This is a genomic window from Bradyrhizobium icense, assembly GCF_001693385.1.
Classification (GTDB): Bacteria; Pseudomonadota; Alphaproteobacteria; order Rhizobiales; family Xanthobacteraceae; genus Bradyrhizobium; species Bradyrhizobium icense.
The window spans coordinates 4,002,229-4,017,395 of record NZ_CP016428.1 but is presented as its reverse complement, the minus strand read 5'-3'; the positions used below and the strand labels follow the sequence as shown (position 1 = coordinate 4,017,395).

Genomic DNA, 15,167 nt, shown 5'->3' with positions numbered 1-15,167 from the left:
ATCGTGAGGCGACTGCGCGAGTTCCTCCCGGTGTGCGGAATGCCCATGCAATGGAGGAAATCGCCATGACCGTCGCCCCAACCCTGCAGAAATACCTGGATCAGAGCGTCACCTACGACCTGATCCCTCATGCTCCCACGAAGTCATCGACGCGTACAGCGGAAGCCTGCCACGTGCCGGGCGACGCGCTGGCCAAGGCCGTCGTGCTGCGCCGTGACGGCGGCTACATGATGGCCGTCCTTCCGGCCTCCCATCACTTGCATATGTCGGCGCTGAGAAGTCAGCTCGGCCACAAGGTCGACCTGGCGAGCGAGAAGGAGATCGCGGAGCTGTTTGTCGACTGCGACATTGGAGCCATCCCGCCGGTTGGCGAGTGCTATGGGCTCGACGTCATCGTCGACGACAGTATCGACGCACGACGGGACATCTACATGGAGGGCGGCGATCATTCGACGCTGATCCGCATGGACGGCGAGCAGTTCGCCAAACTGACGGCGAAGGCCTGGCGCGGCCACTTCAGCTCGCACGATTGAGGCCGCTCGATCCCGCCGACGGCCCGCGTCGGTTTCGACGCGGGCGCAATCGCTCGTTTTGCGCGAGGGCCGCCGTGTGTCAGTGATGGGCGGCAACGCTCTTTACGCACCCGGCCAACAAGTCATTGGGTGCTGAACGGCTGATGTCGCCCAGGCTGATCATGCCGACCATTCGCTTGTTCTTGTTGATCACCGGCAACCTGCGGACCTGCAGCGCTTCCATGTGATGGACGGCCTTAGCAAGATCATCGTCCTCCCGGCAGCAATGGATGCCTTCGGTCATTACGTCGCGCGCCTGGGCGCGGGCGGGATCGAACTTGCCGTTCGCAAGTCCTTTGCAGACGATGTCGCGATCGGTCACCATCCCGACCAGGTGGTCGTCCTCTCCGATCGGAATGCAGCCGATGTCATGTTCGCGCATCAGCATGGCGACTTCGGTGATGGGGGTGTCGGGGTTGACCCAGTCGACGCCCTTGTGCATCGCGTCTTTGACTTTCATGGCGGACCTCCGTAACTGCGATTTCAGGTAATACTCCCGTGATGCAGCACAGTTCCCCCTCGGCTCGATTATATGATGGTTCGGGCAGGTCGGCATCGAAAAGGCAATGACAACTTCTTGAATTCGCGAAACGCGTCGTTGCGCGGGTTGAAGTCCCCCCGCGCAACGCCGTCGCACAAGTCAGAAGATGTCAGAAGAAGCCGAGCTTCTTCGGGCTGTAGCTGACCAGGAGGTTCTTGGTCTGCTGGTAGTGGTCTAACATCATCTTGTGGGTCTCGCGGCCGACACCCGATTGTTTGTAACCGCCGAATGCGGCATGCGCCGGATAGGCGTGATAGCAATTGGTCCAGACGCGGCCCGCCTGAATGGCGCGGCCGAAGCGGTAGAGCCGGCTGGCATCGCGGCTCCAGATGCCGGCGCCGAGGCCGTAGAGCGTATCATTGGCGATCGCGAGCGCTTCGTCGTCGTCCTTGAAGGTCGTGACCGAAACCACCGGTCCGAAGATTTCCTCCTGGAAGATGCGCATCTTGTTGTTACCCTTGAACACGGTCGGCTTGACATAGAAGCCGCCGGCCAGATCGCCCGGCAGTTCGTTGCGCGCCCCTCCGGTCAGCACCTGCGCGCCCTCCCCGCGGCCGATATCGATATAGGACAGGATCTTGTGCAGTTGCTCGGAAGACGCCTGCGCGCCGATCATCGTCGCCGGATCGAGCGGGTCGCCCTGCACGATCGCTTCGACCCGCTTCAAGGCCCGCTCCATGAAGCGATCGAAGATCTTTTCGTGAATCAGCGCGCGGCTCGGGCAGGTGCAGACCTCGCCCTGATTGAACGCAAACATCACGAAGCCTTCGATCGCCTTGTCGAGGAAATCGTCGTCCTCGGCGGCGACGTCCTTGAAGAAGATGTTGGGCGATTTGCCGCCGAGTTCGAGCGTCACCGGAATGAGATTCTGGCTGGCATATTGCATGATCAGCCGGCCCGTCGAGGTTTCGCCGGTGAAGGCGATCTTGGAGATGCGCGGCGAGGACGCCAGCGGCTTGCCGGCCTCGAGACCAAAACCGTTGACGATGTTGAGCACGCCTGGCGGCAGCAGGTCGCCGATCAACCCGGCCCATATCATGATCGCCGCCGGGGTCTGTTCGGCCGGCTTCAGCACGACGCAGTTTCCGGCAGCCAGCGCCGGCGCCAGCTTCCAGCACGCCATCAGCAGCGGGAAGTTCCAGGGAATGATCTGGCCGACGACGCCGAGCGGCTCGTGGAAATGATAGGCAACAGTATCGTGATCGATCTCGGAAAGGCTGCCTTCCTGGGCGCGGATGGCGCCGGCGAAGTAGCGGAAATGGTCGATGGCGAGCGGAATGTCGGCCGCGGTGGTCTCGCGGATCGGCTTGCCGTTGTCCCAGGTTTCGGCGAGCGCAAGCAGGTCGAGGTTTTCCTCCATGCGGTCGGCGATGCGGTTCAGGATCAGGGCACGTTCGGCGACGCTGGTGCGGCCCCAGGCTTCCTTGGCGGCGTGCGCCGCGTCGAGCGCGTCTTCGACGTCCTGCGCTTCGGAGCGCGCGACCTCGCAAAGCAGCCGGCCGTTGACCGGCGAGAAATTCTCGAAATAACGACCCGAGCGCGGCTCGGCCCATTTACCGTTGATGTAGTTCCCGTATCGCCGTTCGAACGGGGCCTTCGCAGTCCGTGAGAATTCGACCTTGTTCATGGCTTTTCCTCGCTATGGCGTCGCTGGATGCGGCGCTCGGGAACGACCATGGCGAAGGCGCGCTTCACTGTCTGCCCGGCGAAACCGGATCGCGGGTGCGTGTGTCGCAGAACTGCGACAGTCGAACGGGAGAATCCGTTAGTGGGCGCGATTGAGGTCGAGGCGCCGCAGCTTCCGGTGCAGGGTCGCGCGGCTAATGCCGAGCGCCTCGGCGGCGGCCGAAACGTTGCCGCCGCTGCGCGCCAGCGCCCGTTGCACGGCTACCCGCTCGGCCTGGTCGAGATCGCGCGCCGGAGTGGAGGCGCCGCCGAGCAGGTCCGCCGCCGGCAGCGGCTTCTTCAGGAAATCCCGCGTCACGCCGAGCGCCAACCGCGCCGAACGCGTCGCACCCACGACGAGGTCGTCGGCATCGACCGCGATCAGCCCGCCGCCGCCGCGGTTGATGTCGGGCGCAAACAGGAAGCGGGCGTTCGGAAATGCCAGCCGGAAATTCTCCATCTCGATCCGGCGGGCGGCATCGCTGACCGCCACCGCAATGAGGTTGACGAACCCTTCCGTGAGGTCGGCACGGCAGGAAGACACGTCGAGTGCTGCGGCCAGCCTGCCCTCGTGATCGTAGATCGGCGCCGACGTACAGCTCAAAAGCGTGTTGCGCGCGTAAAAATGCTGGTCGCGATGAACGGTGAGCGCGCGCTGCTCGGCGAGACACGTTCCGATGCCGTTGGTCCCCTCGCACTCCTCGCTCCAGACCGTCCCGGTCCACAAGCCCCACGTCCGGAACGTCTCGTCGTCGGACACGGCGCCCCGGCGGTCGACCGGCACGCCGTTGCGATCGGCCAGCAGCACGCAACAGCCGACGCCGCCGACGGCAAGAAACAGCCGGTCAAGGTTGGATTGCGCGGCGCGAACCAGGGGTTCGATCTGCTGGCGCGCCAGCTCGAATTCGGCCTGGCTCAACCGGCGTGGCAGATTGCATTCGGCGGGATCGAGGCGATGAAAATTGGACGACCGCCGCCAGGACGCGACCACAGTCGATGTAGCGGCCGAGCCGTGCGCGACCGTCGCCTGCACCTGATCGGCATGGTGTTTGGTGGTCTGCGCCACGCTTGTTCCTCCCGGAATGCAACCCTATCCGGCGGGCGTGACATAGCGAATTGATCTGGGTCAAACGAGAGAGACCTTGGTCCTATCTCGCCTCAAGCTGTGTGTGGGCGGCCCGTAGCCACCATGTTGATGACGCTGACACAAATTGGCCGCATGCCCTGCTAGCCAAGACCCGCCTGTGAATTTCGGCACGACCTTCGTCGCGGCCGATCCGGATGGCCATCGCCTGCGCGCGTTCGTTGGCATGAGCATGGGCCGTTGTGGGTCGAGTCTAATCCGCCAGTTGAAGCTCCGCGAGCGTCGTTCTCGCGGTTGGCTCGTCCAGCGGAATAAATTCGCCTGGTCCTGGATTATCGCTGCCGGCCGTTACCGGATACGGATGACGGCAATCATCGCCGCTGTTTCCCTGGCGTGACCACGCCCAACACTGGGCGCGGCGGCGCGCGCCCCATCCAGCCTGGTCAACTCAACAGCTCAACCTTGCCGGTTGCAAGCCGGTAGAGGCCGCCAACCACTTTGAGCTTGTTCTGCTCGACGGCGGCATTGAGGATCGGTGCGGCCGATTTCAGCTTGGCGATGTTATCGATCACGTTCTGCCGGATGGCGTTGTCGAGCGCATTTCCGCTCTGTTGTGCTGACGCCTTCACCGAGGGCGCAATCGCAGCCACCAGGGACGGAATGTGTCCCGGTAGCGGCTTGTCGTCCCTCAGGGATTTGATCGTCGCGTCGACCGCACCGCAATTGTCGTGACCAAGCACGAGGATCAGCGGCGTGCCGAGCACAGCGACGGTGTATTCCATGCTCGCAACCGTTTCGTCATTGGCGAAATTGCCGGCCACGCGGCAGACGAACAGGTCACCGCGAGCGCTATCGAAGGCATATTCGGGCGCTATGCGCGAATCCGCGCAGCTCAGAACGGCCGCGTAAGGGTTCTGACCTCCAACCAATGCTTCCCTTTCATGCTTGAAGTCGTGGCGCCGCGATATGCCGTTAACATAGCGCGCATTTCCTTCCATCAGTTTCTTGAGGGCGGCATCCGGCGACAACACGTTCTGCGGCTTGGGAGGAGTCTTCGTATCCTTGGCATTAGCTGCGTCGGCGAGCATCAGCCCAAGTGCCGAGGCCGCGAAGAGAACCACAGATCGCCGCGAGGGCGCCGTCGGATGAAGCTGATTTGAGACGCATTTTTCGCACATTGCACTTTCCCTGCCTTTGCGGCTTGCAGCGTCCGTGTCGCTGATGCCTGATCCGACATAACGGCCATGATTGCGCGGCGAAACTTTCAGGTTGGTTAAGCTTTGGCTCTTAAGCAGCCGTAACAGACGCGAGGATTCCCGCGCACGATCAACGATTGGCAGAGGCGAATTCTCTGCCAGCTTCGCGTTGGCGTGCGCCATATCCAGGCGCTGGTTATAGCGTCTGAACGTCCACCACGCCGGCGACTGCCTTGATCGCGCCTGCGATCTGCGGCGAGACCTTGAAGCGGCCCGGCAGCTTCATCTCCACCTCGGTCTGCAGATCGAGCATGATGACGAGCGAGACGTCGCCATCGGCGCCGCCCGATGGCGCCGGCGCGGGCTTCGCCGGCAGGCCCTTGGCCGAACCGTTTAGCGTGGATGCTTCCGGCATGTTGAGCCGTCGCGCGATCGAATCCAGCGGCTTGGTGTCGCGAAGGAAAATCCGCAAGCCCTTTTGGGTTTTGGCCGCGGCGTCGTCCAGCGGCTCGGCATGCAGCACCCGCGCGCGCACGTCTTCGCCCTGCAACTCGGCACCGAGCTGCAGCAATACGGCCGCCCCCGGCTCCAGCACGTCGCGGTATTGCGCCAGGCCTTCGGAAAACAGCACCGCCTCGAAATGCCCGGTCGGGTCCGACAGGCCCATGATGCCCATCTTGTTGCCGGTCTTGGTGCGCCGCTCCATGCGCGACACCACGGTGGCCGCAACCCTGCCCGCGGTCGCGCCGGTCTTCACGGCACGCGAGAATTCCGCCCAGGACTGCACCCGCAGCCGCTTCAACACGGTGGCGTAGTCGTCGAGCGGATGGCCGGACAGGAAGAAGCCGACGGCATCGTATTCGCGGCGGAGTTTTTCGGCCGGCAACCAAGGCTCGATCTGCGGCAGCATGATGGTCGGCGCGTCGGCAGCATTGCCGAACATGTCGTTCTGGCCGATCGTTGCGGCTTCGTGGCTGCGCTGACAGGCGGCGAGAATTGCATCCGCCCCGGCAAAGACGCGGGCGCGATTGGACTCCAGCGTATCGAATGCGCCGGCCGCGGCCAGGCTTTCGATAATGCGCTTGTTGATCGCGCGCGGATTGACGCGGGCTCCGAAGTCGGCAAGCGAAGTGAAGGCGCCCTTCTTGCGCTCCTCCACGATCTGCTCGACAGCCTGCAGGCCGACGCCCTTCAGCGCCGCCAGCGCATAGTAGATGGTTTTCTCACCGACCTCGAAGGTGGCGCCCGAGCGGTTGATGTTCGGCGCCTCGACCTTGATGCCGAGCCGCTGCGCCTCGGCGCGAAATTCCGAAAGCTTGTCGGTGTTGTTGAGTTCGAGCGTCATCGACGCCGCCAGGAACTCCACCGGGTAATGCGCCTTCATGTAGGCGGTGTGGTAGGACACCAGCGCATAAGCCGCGGCGTGGCTCTTGTTGAAGCCGTAGTCGGCGAACTTGGCTAGCAGCTCGAAGATCGTGTCCGCCTGCCCTTTCGGCACGCCGTTCTTGACCGCGCCGGCGACGAAGATCGCGCGCTGCTTCTCCATCTCGGCACGGATCTTCTTGCCCATTGCGCGGCGCAACAGGTCGGCGTCGCCGAGCGAATAGCCGGCCATCACCTGCGCGATCTGCATCACCTGTTCCTGGTAGATGATGACGCCGAACGTCTCCTTCAGGATCGGCTCCAGGATCGGATGCAGATATTCCGGCTCCTCGTCGCCGTGCTTGCGGGCGCAATAGGTCGGGATGTTGGCCATCGGACCCGGGCGATAGAGCGCCACCAGCGCGATGATGTCCTCGAAGCGGTCGGGCCGCATGTCGATCAGCGCGCGCCGCATGCCCTGGCTTTCCACCTGGAACACGCCGACCACATCGCCCCGCGCCAGCATCTGGTAACTCGGCGCGTCGTCGATCGGCAGCGTCGGCAGATCGACATGGATGTTGCGCTGCCTGAGCAGCTTCACCGCGACATCGAGCACGGTCAGCGTCTTCAGGCCGAGGAAGTCGAACTTCACGAGCCCGGCGGGCTCGACCCATTTCATGTTGAACTGGGTCACCGGCATGTCGGATTTGGGATCGCGATAGAGCGGCACCAGTTCGCTCAAAGGGCGATCGCCGATCACGATGCCGGCAGCGTGGGTCGAGGCGTGGCGCGTCAGTCCTTCGAGGCGCTGGGCGATGTCGAAGGCGCGCGCGACCACCGGGTCCTCATCGCGGAACGCCTGCAGCTTGGGTTCGCCCTCGATCGCCTGCGCCAACGTCACCGGCGCGGCGGGATTTTGCGGCACCAGTTTCGTGAGCTTGTCGACCTGCCCGTAGGGCATCTGCAGCACACGGCCGACGTCGCGCAGCACGCCCCTCGCCTGCAGCGTTCCGAAGGTGATGATCTGCGCCACCTGATCGCGGCCGTAGCGCTGCTGCACGTAGTCGATCACCTCGCCGCGGCGGTCCTGGCAGAAGTCGATGTCGAAGTCCGGCATCGAGACGCGCTCGGGGTTGAGGAAGCGCTCGAACAGTAACCCGAAGCGAATGGGATCGAGGTCGGTGATGGTGAGCGCGTAGGCGACCAGCGAGCCGGCACCGGAGCCGCGGCCCGGACCGACCGGAATGTCGTGGGCCTTGGCCCATTTGATGAAGTCGGAAACGATCAGGAAGTAGCCCGCATAGTTCATGCGGTTGATGACGTCGATCTCAAAGGCGAGCCGCTTCTGATAGTCTTCTTCCGTGGCGCCAGGCGACAGGCCATGCACCTGCAGGCGCCGTGCGAGCCCCTCCTCGGCCTGACGCTTCAGCTCCGCGGCTTCTTCGGTTGCCGCGTCGGATCCCGATCCGGCGCCGACGGTGAAGCGCGGCAGGATCGGCTTTCGCGTTTTCGGCCGGAACGAGCAGCGCTCGGCGATCTCGACGGTGGAGGCAAGCGCTTCCGGAATGTCGGCAAACAGCACCGCCATTTCGGCGCGGGTCTTGAAGCGGTGGTCGGGCGTGAGCTGCTCGCGGTCGGTCTCCGCGATCAGCTTGCCGCCGGCGATGCACAAGAGCGCGTCGTGAGCCTCATAATCGTCATTCGATGCAAAGTAAGGCTCGTTGGTCGCGACCAGCGGCAGGCCCTTGGCGTAGGCGAGATCGATCAGGCCGGCCTCGACGCGGCGCTCCTTGTCGATGCCGTGGCGCTGCAATTCGACATAGAGGCGGTCGCCGAACAGGCCGGCCAGCCGGTCGATACGTGTTGCTGCAAGCGCTGTGTGATCGGCGTTGAGCGCCAGCGAAATCGGACCGTCGGGGCCGCCGGTCAGCGCGATCAAATCCTCGGCATCGCCTTCCAGCCATTCGAGCTTGATGTGCGGGGATTGATGCACCGGCGTTTCCAGGAACGCCCGCGAGTTGAGCCGCATGAGGCTGCGATAACCGCGCTCGCGCGCCGCCAGCAGCACGATTCGCGACGGCGTGGCGGCCAGCGCATTACGGGCGTTGGGATCCTGGTCGCCGAAATCGACGGCGAGCTCACAGCCGACGATCGGCTGGATGCCGTAGCCGGCCATCTTGTCGGAGAATTCCAGCGCGCCGAACATGTTGTCGGTGTCGGTCAGCGCCAGCGCCGGCTGGCGGTCGGCTTTCGCCAGTTCGCCGAGTTTGGCGATCTTGATGGAGCCCTTCAGTAGCGAATAGGCCGAATGAACGTGGAGATGAACGAATCCGGCACTGGACATGGTCGCTTAACAGGCTCTTGCATCGTGGTGGGGAAGCGATCGCCGGCCGCTGGGTGCGCGCCGACTCGCCACCCGCAATGGTGATGCCTTGGCCTTGCGGAGTCCACGCGGAACGCAGGCTCCGCGCCCGTCATCCGGCTTTTCCCCAACCCGTCCGCACGTGGGCTTGGACCAAGTTTTCCACCCGCCTCAAAGCTGCGGAATTACCTGCGCCCAGACCGCGATCATTCCGACAAACAGCGTAATCGACGCCAGCGCCGCCGCCTCTTCCACGAACATCCGCAACATGATCCGACTCCCTACGAGTTGAGAACGTATAGGGAACATTGTTCCTTTTTTGTTCTAGGAGTCAAGGGGGCGTAGCGGCTTGGGTTGTAAAGTGCGCTCCGAAGAGATCGCTTGGTTAATTTCGGAGCCAGGCCCAATTGATTGCAAGCACTCGCCATCGAATCGGTCGAACAAAAGGCCGCCCTCTCAGGACAGCTAACGACTCTGGCGCTTCCCAGCCCGGAGCAGCCTGCCCACTGCGCGCGATGACCGACTTGGCAATCTGGCTGGAGAATCCCGAGGCGTTGGAGGATTATTCGAAACGCCTCATAAGTCGCTCGATGTAGTCGTTCACCGCATCAGCAAAACTCAAATCCAGACCGGAACATTCCTCCTTGTGCGCCTGGACGGCTTGCTGGACGGTGGCGAGGGCATTTTTCTGGTCCGGTGACGGCGTCGCGGCCACGTATTCGTTGACCGCCCGTTCTGCCGCCGCAATGCCGTTGGTGTCGCCCTCCGCGATGAGCGGACGCAAGACCGACATGCATTTGTCAAAGGTTTCCATCCCCCAAATATGATCCCGAAACGGGTCGATTCCTAGGCAGAAAGGCTGCCACAATCAAACTGACGGTGTACTCAAGAGCTATCCTGATTTGGCCGTCCCACGACAACGCAAAAGCCCCGGGGATGACCCGGGGCTTCTCCGTTTCGCAAGTTCGCGAAGATCAGTACCTCGCGACGGCCGGGCCGCCGAACTTGTAGTTCAGGCGGGCGGTGACGAGATCGACGTCCTGACTGATGCGGTCGGTGCCCAAGAAGGCGCCGCCCGGCGTGGTGAAGGTGTAGGTACGGTCCTGCATGAACAGGTGATTGTACTCAACGCCAACCGACCAGTTCGGGGCGAAGGCGTATTCGAGGCCTGCGCCGACCGTGGCGCCCCAGCGGGTGTCATCGCCGGTGACGCCAATGGTCGCGCCTGCAAGGTTGGAGATGCGATACTCGTTCGAGGTCACAGCCGCACCGCCCTTGACGTAGAGCAGGACGTTGTTGACGGCATAACCAACCTGGCCAGTGAACAGGCCGAACGCATCGACGTTCGTGTGGTTGCGAGAGTTGGCAAACACCTGGCTCAGGTTGCTGCCCGAGAAGTCGGCCCAGTTGCCCTGGGCTTCAAGGCCGAACACGAAGGTGCCAGCCTGCCAGCGATAGCCGACCTGGCCACCGATCGTGCCGCCGGTCGCATCATGGGCGCCCTCGGGGCCAACCAAAAAAGCTGGTGGAACCGAATCCCAGGAGTTGCGGCTCGAACCCCAGCCGCCGTTCGCACCGATGTAGAAACCGGTCCAGTCATACACAGCAGCAACCATCGGGGGCGCCTTGGTGTAAGGACGCGCAGCGAGATCCGCAGCAACAGCCGGCGCAGTCGCGCCGAGCGCGATCAGACTGGCCGTAACAAGCAAAGCCTTCTTCATTCTTATTCCCGTTCCTTTTTTGACAGCCCCCAAGGCCGCGGCATGCTCATAGCATCGTTCGCTCGAATTGCTGTAACCTCGCTGCAACAGCACACACCAAACGGCCTTGGTGTGAACGTAAGTTAATGTTGTCTTGCAGGCGTTTTTCGAAACTTTGCGCCAGAGCTCGCCGCAAAAAATTCACATTTGTCTTGCGGCGGTATTGCGAGGTGGAATGGGTTGACGAGATTGCGCAAGTGCGGCTTGTGTCGATGGAAGTGGAGCGGTGACGCGCCAATGCGCCATCAAGGAGACTCGAAATGCGTAGAGCGATTCTGGCCGTGCTGACTGCGATCGGATTGGCAGCTATCGGTGCTGCGCCTGCCGAAGCGGTCGGCACACGATATCCCTTCTGCATTCAAGGCACCGAGCAGCCGGGCCTGAGCAACTGCACGTTCACGAGTTACGAGCAGTGCCAGGCGACCGCTTCGGGACGCTTTCTCACCTGCATTGCCAATCCCTATTATATCGGCGAGAGCGAACCGCCGCCCGCCGCGTATCGCCCGCTGCCCGGCCGCGCGCTGCCGCCGGCCCCCGGCTACGGCAGATACTGAGTAGCGAAGCCGCCCGCCCGCGAGACATCCCGCCCGCGAGACATCCCGCACGCGAGCCACCGCGCGCCCGCACTTCCAACGCGTGAACGTGATTTGACGCCGGAACGCGTCGAATGTCTGCTGGCCGTCAGCACACGCGGACCGATGCAGTCCCCAAGGAGATTCTGATGCGCATTTTGGCTTTGGCAATTCTGGCAATCGGAGCAGCCTCGGCGGCTGCACCGGCGCAAGCACAGACGTACGATCCCCGCTATCCGGTCTGCCTGCATGTCTATGGCCGGATCAGCTATTACGAATGTGCCTATACTTCTCTACCCCAATGCAACATGTCGGCGTCGGGCCGCTCGGCACAGTGCGTGATCAACCCCTATTTCGCACATGCTCAGGGACCGTCGGCATATCGCAACAAACGGTACCGCAACGCTTACTGAACGCCGTTATTCGAGTTCGACGACCTGGCCGTCGACGAGCGACACCCGCCGGTCCATGCGGCCGGCCAACTCCATGTTGTGGGTGGCGATCAACATCGCGACCTGTGTCGCCTTCACGAGTTGCATCAGCGCCTTGAAGACGTGATCGGCAGTATGCGGATCGAGATTTCCGGTCGGCTCGTCGGCGAGTAGCGCCCGCGGCGCATTGGCGACCGCGCGCGCGATGGCGACGCGCTGCTGCTCGCCGCCGGACAGTTCGGCCGGACGGTGTGAGATGCGGTCGCTGAGGCCGAGATAGGCCAAAATCTCCTGCGAGCGCTTGATCGTCTCGGAACGTTTGAGGCCGCGGATCATCTGCGGCAGCATGACGTTTTCGAGCGCGGTGAATTCCGGCAACAGCCGATGCGACTGATAGACGAAGCCGATATCGGAGCGCCGGATCTGAGTGCGGTCGATGTCGGATAGTTGCGAGGTCGGCGTGCCCGCCACATAGACCTCGCCGTCATCGGGGCTTTCGAGCAGGCCCGCGATGTGCAGCAGCGTCGACTTGCCCGACCCCGACGGCGCCACCAGCGCTACCGACTGTCCCGCCCACAGCGCAAGCTTGGCGCCGTTGAGGATGGTCAGCGTCGCCTCGCCCTGTCTGTACTCGCGTTTTATCTCGTGGAGATAGATAACGGGTACATCTTCCGCCTCCTCGGCCATCTCGTCCTCACTCGTACCGGAGCGCGTCGACGGGATCGAGGCGCGCGGCGCGCCAGGACGGATAGAGCGTCGCCAGGAACGACAGCGTCAGCGCCATGATCACCACCGCCGTGGTCTCGCCGAAATCGATCTCGGCCGGCAGCCGGGAGAGGAAATAAAGTTCCGGCGAGAACAATTCGGTGTTGGTCATCCAGGACAGGAACTGCCGGATCGATTCGATATTCAGGCAGATCAGCATGCCGACGAAAAACCCGGTCAGCGTGCCGACCACGCCGATCGCAGCGCCCGTGATCAGGAATATCCGCATGATCGAGCCCTGCGAGGCGCCCATGGTGCGCAGGATGGCGATATCCTGGCCCTTGTCCTTGACCAGCATGATCAGCCCAGAGACGATGTTGAGCGCGGCAACCAGCACGATCATGGTCAGGATCAAAAACATCACATTGCGCTCGACCTGAAGCGCGTTGAAGAAGGTCGAGTTGCGCTGCCGCCAGTCGACCAGAAACACCGGTCTTCCTGCGGCCTCCGTCACGCTCTTGCGGAACGCATCGATTCGATCGGGGTTGCTCGTGAATATCTCGATCGCAGTGACGTCGTCCTTGCGGTTGAAATAAGCCTGCGACTCCGGCAGCGGCATGAACACGAAGCTGGCGTCATATTCCGACATGCCGATCTCGAACACGGCCGCCACCTTATAGGGTTTTATGCGCGGCGTCGTGCCCATCGGAGTCACTGCGCCCTTGGGCGCAACCAGCGTGATGGTGTCGCCGGCATGCAGCGACAATTGATCGGCGAGCCGCCGTCCGATGATGACGCCCTGCCCCTCGTCAAACCCCTCCATCGTGCCTTGCTTGATGTTCTTGGCGATCGAGGTGAGGTTGTTCAGGTCCGCAGAGCGCATGCCGCGTACCAGCACGCCGGCGGCGTTGAAGGCCGAGGAGGCCAGCGCCTGGCCGTCCACGACCGGCGCGGCAAGGCGGATGCCGTCGACCTGGCTGATGCGCTCGGCGACGTCCTTCCAGTCGGTCAGCGGCGATTCCAGCGGCTGCACCAACAGATGACCGTTGAGCCCGAGGATCTTGTCCAGGAGTTCCTTGCGAAAGCCGTTCATCACGGCCATCACGATGATCAGCGTGGCGACGCCGAGCATGATGCCGAGGAACGAAAAGCCGGCGATGACGGAAATGAAGCCTTCCTTGCGACGCGCCCGCAAGTAACGCCCGGACAGCAGCCATTCGAAGGGCGCAAAAGGCGGAGTTCGAGCTGTCTCGTTCATGGTCTCATCCATTACTTGATAATCCCATGATTCGGGCCAAATGTGGCCTTATTGGCCAACATTACAGCCGCGGTGGATATCTTATCCCGCGATCTTCGCCACCACTTCCGCCGGGCTGAGGTTCTCGCGCGAACCGTCGCTGCGCTGCTTGACCTCGAGCTTGCCCTCGGCGAGGCCCTTCGGCCCGACCAGAATCTGCCAGGGAATGCCGATCAGGTCGGCGGCCGCGAATTTCGCGCCGGCGCGCTGGTCGGTGTCGTCATAGAGCACATCGACGCCCTTGGCCTGAAGCTCGCGATAAAGCTTCTCGCAGGCGCCATCGACGGCAGCGTCCCCCTGCTTCAGGTTCAAGATCACGGCCGTGAACGGTGCCACGGCTTCCGGCCACTTGATGCCGGCATCGTCATGGCAGGCCTCGATGATGGCGCCGACGAGCCGCGAGACACCGACACCGTAGGAGCCGCCATGGATCGGCACGTCGACGCCGTTGGGGCCGGCGACCAGCGCCTTCATCGCATCGGAATATTTGGTGCCGAAATAGAAGATCTGGCCTACCTCGATGCCGCGCGTGTTGACGCGCTTGTCGGCCGGCACTTCGCGCTCGTAGCGAGCGGCATCGTGGACGTCCTCGGTTGCGGCATAGACCGACGTCCATTGCTTGATAATCGGCGTCAGATCGCCATCGTAATCGACGTCGTCGGGCGGGATCGGCAGGTTCAGCACGTCGCTGTTGCAGAATACGCCGGACTCGCCGGTTTCCGCGAGCACGATGAATTCATGGCTGAGATCGCCGCCGATCGGCCCGGTCTCGGCGCGCATCGGAATCGCCTTCAATCCCATTCGCGCGAAGGTGCGCAAATAGGCGACGAACATCCGGTTATAGGAACGGCGCGCCGCCGCCTCGTCGATATCGAAGGAGTACGCGTCCTTCATCAGGAACTCGCGGCCGCGCATCACGCCGAAGCGCGGACGCTGCTCGTCGCGGAACTTCCACTGGATGTGGTAGAGATTGAGCGGCAGGTTCCGGTAAGATTTGACGTAGGCGCGAAAGATCTCGGTGATCATTTCCTCGTTCGTCGGCCCATAGAGCAGTTCGCGCTTGTGGCGGTCGCTGATGCGGAGCATTTCCGGACCGTAGGCGTCGTAGCGGCCGCTCTCGCGCCAGAGGTCGGCGAGTTGCAGCGTCGGCATCAACAGTTCCAGGGCGCCGGCGCGGTCCTGTTCCTCGCGGACGATCTGCTCGATCTTCTTCAAAACCCGGAAGCCCAGCGGCAGCCAGGCGTAAATGCCGGCCGCCTCCTGCCGCATCATGCCCGCGCGTAGCATCAGCCGATGCGAGACGATCTCCGCCTCTTTCGGATTTTCTTTCAGGATGGGTAGAAAAAACCGCGACAACCGCATGGGACAACTCGAGGAATCAGTGGGCTACCGGAAGAGGTGCAGTGAAACCGGATCGGGTGCGAAAACACAAGGCCAGAAGCCGCGAAAAAGCCTCTGAAAACGCGGATTTGTAGGTCGTTTTGCCTGTGAACTGTTGGTTTTGCAGGGTGCGCAAAGCGACTTGTCCGCCTAGCTCGAAGAGCAAAGGCGGAAGCGTGCCCACGATATCCAGCGATCTGCCGATAGATGGTGGGCACGGCGCAAATACGCCTTTGCCCA

14 protein-coding genes are annotated in these 15,167 nt (G+C 62.8%); 4 read left to right on the top strand and 10 right to left on the bottom strand.

Translation table 11 applies throughout. The features are described from left to right. Nucleotides 1-65: 65 nt before the first annotated feature. Nucleotides 66-533 carry an aminoacyl-tRNA deacylase gene (locus LMTR13_RS18960; protein ID WP_065732801.1) on the top strand — a complete coding sequence of 156 codons (468 nt, stop codon included), beginning with the start codon at nt 66-68 and terminating at the stop codon, nt 531-533. 79 nt (nt 534-612) lie between these two features. Here the strand turns inward: LMTR13_RS18960 and LMTR13_RS18955 are convergent, their stop codons facing one another. The 3 genes from LMTR13_RS18955 to LMTR13_RS18945 form a co-directional block, all read right to left on the bottom strand. Continuing rightward, nucleotides 613-1,032, bottom strand: coding sequence for a CBS domain-containing protein (locus LMTR13_RS18955; RefSeq protein WP_065729155.1), 420 nt, complete (start codon nt 1,030-1,032; stop codon nt 613-615). Between the two features lie 190 nt (nt 1,033-1,222). Then, the gene (gene adh, locus LMTR13_RS18950; RefSeq protein WP_065729154.1) at nt 1,223-2,740 is read right to left on the bottom strand and encodes an aldehyde dehydrogenase; all 1,518 of its coding nucleotides are present in this window, start codon (nt 2,738-2,740) and stop codon (nt 1,223-1,225) included. Nucleotides 2,741-2,878: 138 nt separating this feature from the next. Then, a complete protein-coding gene (locus tag LMTR13_RS18945; protein WP_065729153.1) occupies nt 2,879-3,844 on the bottom strand; it encodes a helix-turn-helix domain-containing protein in 966 nt (321 codons plus the stop codon). 178 nt (nt 3,845-4,022) lie between these two features. Here LMTR13_RS18945 and LMTR13_RS42595 point away from each other — a divergent pair, with 178 nt between their 5' ends. Beyond that, nucleotides 4,023-4,259, top strand: coding sequence for a hypothetical protein (locus tag LMTR13_RS42595; protein ID WP_065729152.1), 237 nt, complete (start codon nt 4,023-4,025; stop codon nt 4,257-4,259). A gap of 46 nt (nt 4,260-4,305) precedes the next feature. Here LMTR13_RS42595 and LMTR13_RS18935 read toward each other — a convergent pair whose 3' ends face one another. The 4 genes from LMTR13_RS18935 to LMTR13_RS18920 all read right to left on the bottom strand — a co-directional run bounded on the left by LMTR13_RS18935 (nt 4,306) and on the right by LMTR13_RS18920 (nt 10,503). Next, nucleotides 4,306-5,040, bottom strand: coding sequence for a carbonic anhydrase (locus LMTR13_RS18935; protein WP_065732800.1), 735 nt, complete (start codon nt 5,038-5,040; stop codon nt 4,306-4,308). 214 nt (nt 5,041-5,254) lie between these two features. Then, nucleotides 5,255-8,764, bottom strand: a complete 3,510-nt coding sequence (gene dnaE, locus LMTR13_RS18930) for a DNA polymerase III subunit alpha (protein ID WP_065729151.1) — start codon at nt 8,762-8,764, stop codon at nt 5,255-5,257. A gap of 580 nt (nt 8,765-9,344) precedes the next feature. Continuing rightward, complete coding sequence (locus LMTR13_RS18925; RefSeq protein WP_065729150.1) at nt 9,345-9,596, bottom strand: hypothetical protein; 252 nt, start codon at nt 9,594-9,596, stop codon at nt 9,345-9,347. A 160-nt stretch (nt 9,597-9,756) separates the two neighbouring features. Continuing rightward, nucleotides 9,757-10,503 carry an outer membrane protein gene (locus LMTR13_RS18920; protein ID WP_065729149.1) on the bottom strand — a complete coding sequence of 249 codons (747 nt, stop codon included), beginning with the start codon at nt 10,501-10,503 and terminating at the stop codon, nt 9,757-9,759. A 299-nt stretch (nt 10,504-10,802) separates the two neighbouring features. On the opposite strand from LMTR13_RS18920, the gene LMTR13_RS18915 reads away from it, so the two are divergent. Both LMTR13_RS18915 and LMTR13_RS18910 read left to right on the top strand, forming a co-directional pair. Continuing rightward, entirely contained in the window at nt 10,803-11,096 is a 294-nt protein-coding gene (locus tag LMTR13_RS18915; protein ID WP_065729148.1) for a DUF3551 domain-containing protein, read from the top strand. 167 nt (nt 11,097-11,263) lie between these two features. Continuing rightward, nucleotides 11,264-11,527: a DUF3551 domain-containing protein gene (locus LMTR13_RS18910; protein WP_065732799.1), complete on the top strand. Its 264-nt coding sequence runs from the start codon at nt 11,264-11,266 to the stop codon at nt 11,525-11,527. A gap of 6 nt (nt 11,528-11,533) precedes the next feature. Here the strand turns inward: LMTR13_RS18910 and LMTR13_RS18905 are convergent, their stop codons facing one another. The 3 genes from LMTR13_RS18905 to proS form a co-directional block, all read right to left on the bottom strand. Next, nucleotides 11,534-12,232, bottom strand: a complete 699-nt coding sequence (locus tag LMTR13_RS18905) for an ABC transporter ATP-binding protein (protein ID WP_065729147.1) — start codon at nt 12,230-12,232, stop codon at nt 11,534-11,536. A gap of 7 nt (nt 12,233-12,239) precedes the next feature. Next, complete coding sequence (locus LMTR13_RS18900) at nt 12,240-13,520, bottom strand: lipoprotein-releasing ABC transporter permease subunit (RefSeq protein WP_065729146.1); 1,281 nt, start codon at nt 13,518-13,520, stop codon at nt 12,240-12,242. A gap of 69 nt (nt 13,521-13,589) precedes the next feature. Next, nucleotides 13,590-14,909, bottom strand: a complete 1,320-nt coding sequence (proS, locus tag LMTR13_RS18895) for a proline--tRNA ligase (RefSeq protein WP_065729145.1) — start codon at nt 14,907-14,909, stop codon at nt 13,590-13,592. Nucleotides 14,910-15,167: the final 258 nt, after the last annotated feature.

Bases quoted from the DNA above. Each gene is read 5' to 3' on its own strand.
- LMTR13_RS18900 (WP_065729146.1), bottom strand. From the start codon at position 13,520: ATGGATGAGACCATGAACGAGACAGCTCGAACTCCGCCTTTTGCGCCC.
- proS (WP_065729145.1), bottom strand. From the start codon at position 14,909: ATGCGGTTGTCGCGGTTTTTTCTACCCATCCTGAAAGAAAATCCGAAA.
- LMTR13_RS18910 (WP_065732799.1), top strand. From the start codon at position 11,264: ATGCGCATTTTGGCTTTGGCAATTCTGGCAATCGGAGCAGCCTCGGCG.
- LMTR13_RS18960 (WP_065732801.1), top strand. From the start codon at position 66: ATGACCGTCGCCCCAACCCTGCAGAAATACCTGGATCAGAGCGTCACC.
- LMTR13_RS18935 (WP_065732800.1), bottom strand. From the start codon at position 5,040: ATGTGCGAAAAATGCGTCTCAAATCAGCTTCATCCGACGGCGCCCTCG.
- adh (WP_065729154.1), bottom strand. From the start codon at position 2,740: ATGAACAAGGTCGAATTCTCACGGACTGCGAAGGCCCCGTTCGAACGG.
- LMTR13_RS18955 (WP_065729155.1), bottom strand. From the start codon at position 1,032: ATGAAAGTCAAAGACGCGATGCACAAGGGCGTCGACTGGGTCAACCCC.
- LMTR13_RS18915 (WP_065729148.1), top strand. From the start codon at position 10,803: ATGCGTAGAGCGATTCTGGCCGTGCTGACTGCGATCGGATTGGCAGCT.
- LMTR13_RS18925 (WP_065729150.1), bottom strand. From the start codon at position 9,596: ATGGAAACCTTTGACAAATGCATGTCGGTCTTGCGTCCGCTCATCGCG.
- LMTR13_RS18905 (WP_065729147.1), bottom strand. From the start codon at position 12,232: ATGGCCGAGGAGGCGGAAGATGTACCCGTTATCTATCTCCACGAGATA.
- LMTR13_RS18920 (WP_065729149.1), bottom strand. From the start codon at position 10,503: ATGAAGAAGGCTTTGCTTGTTACGGCCAGTCTGATCGCGCTCGGCGCG.
- dnaE (WP_065729151.1), bottom strand. From the start codon at position 8,764: ATGTCCAGTGCCGGATTCGTTCATCTCCACGTTCATTCGGCCTATTCG.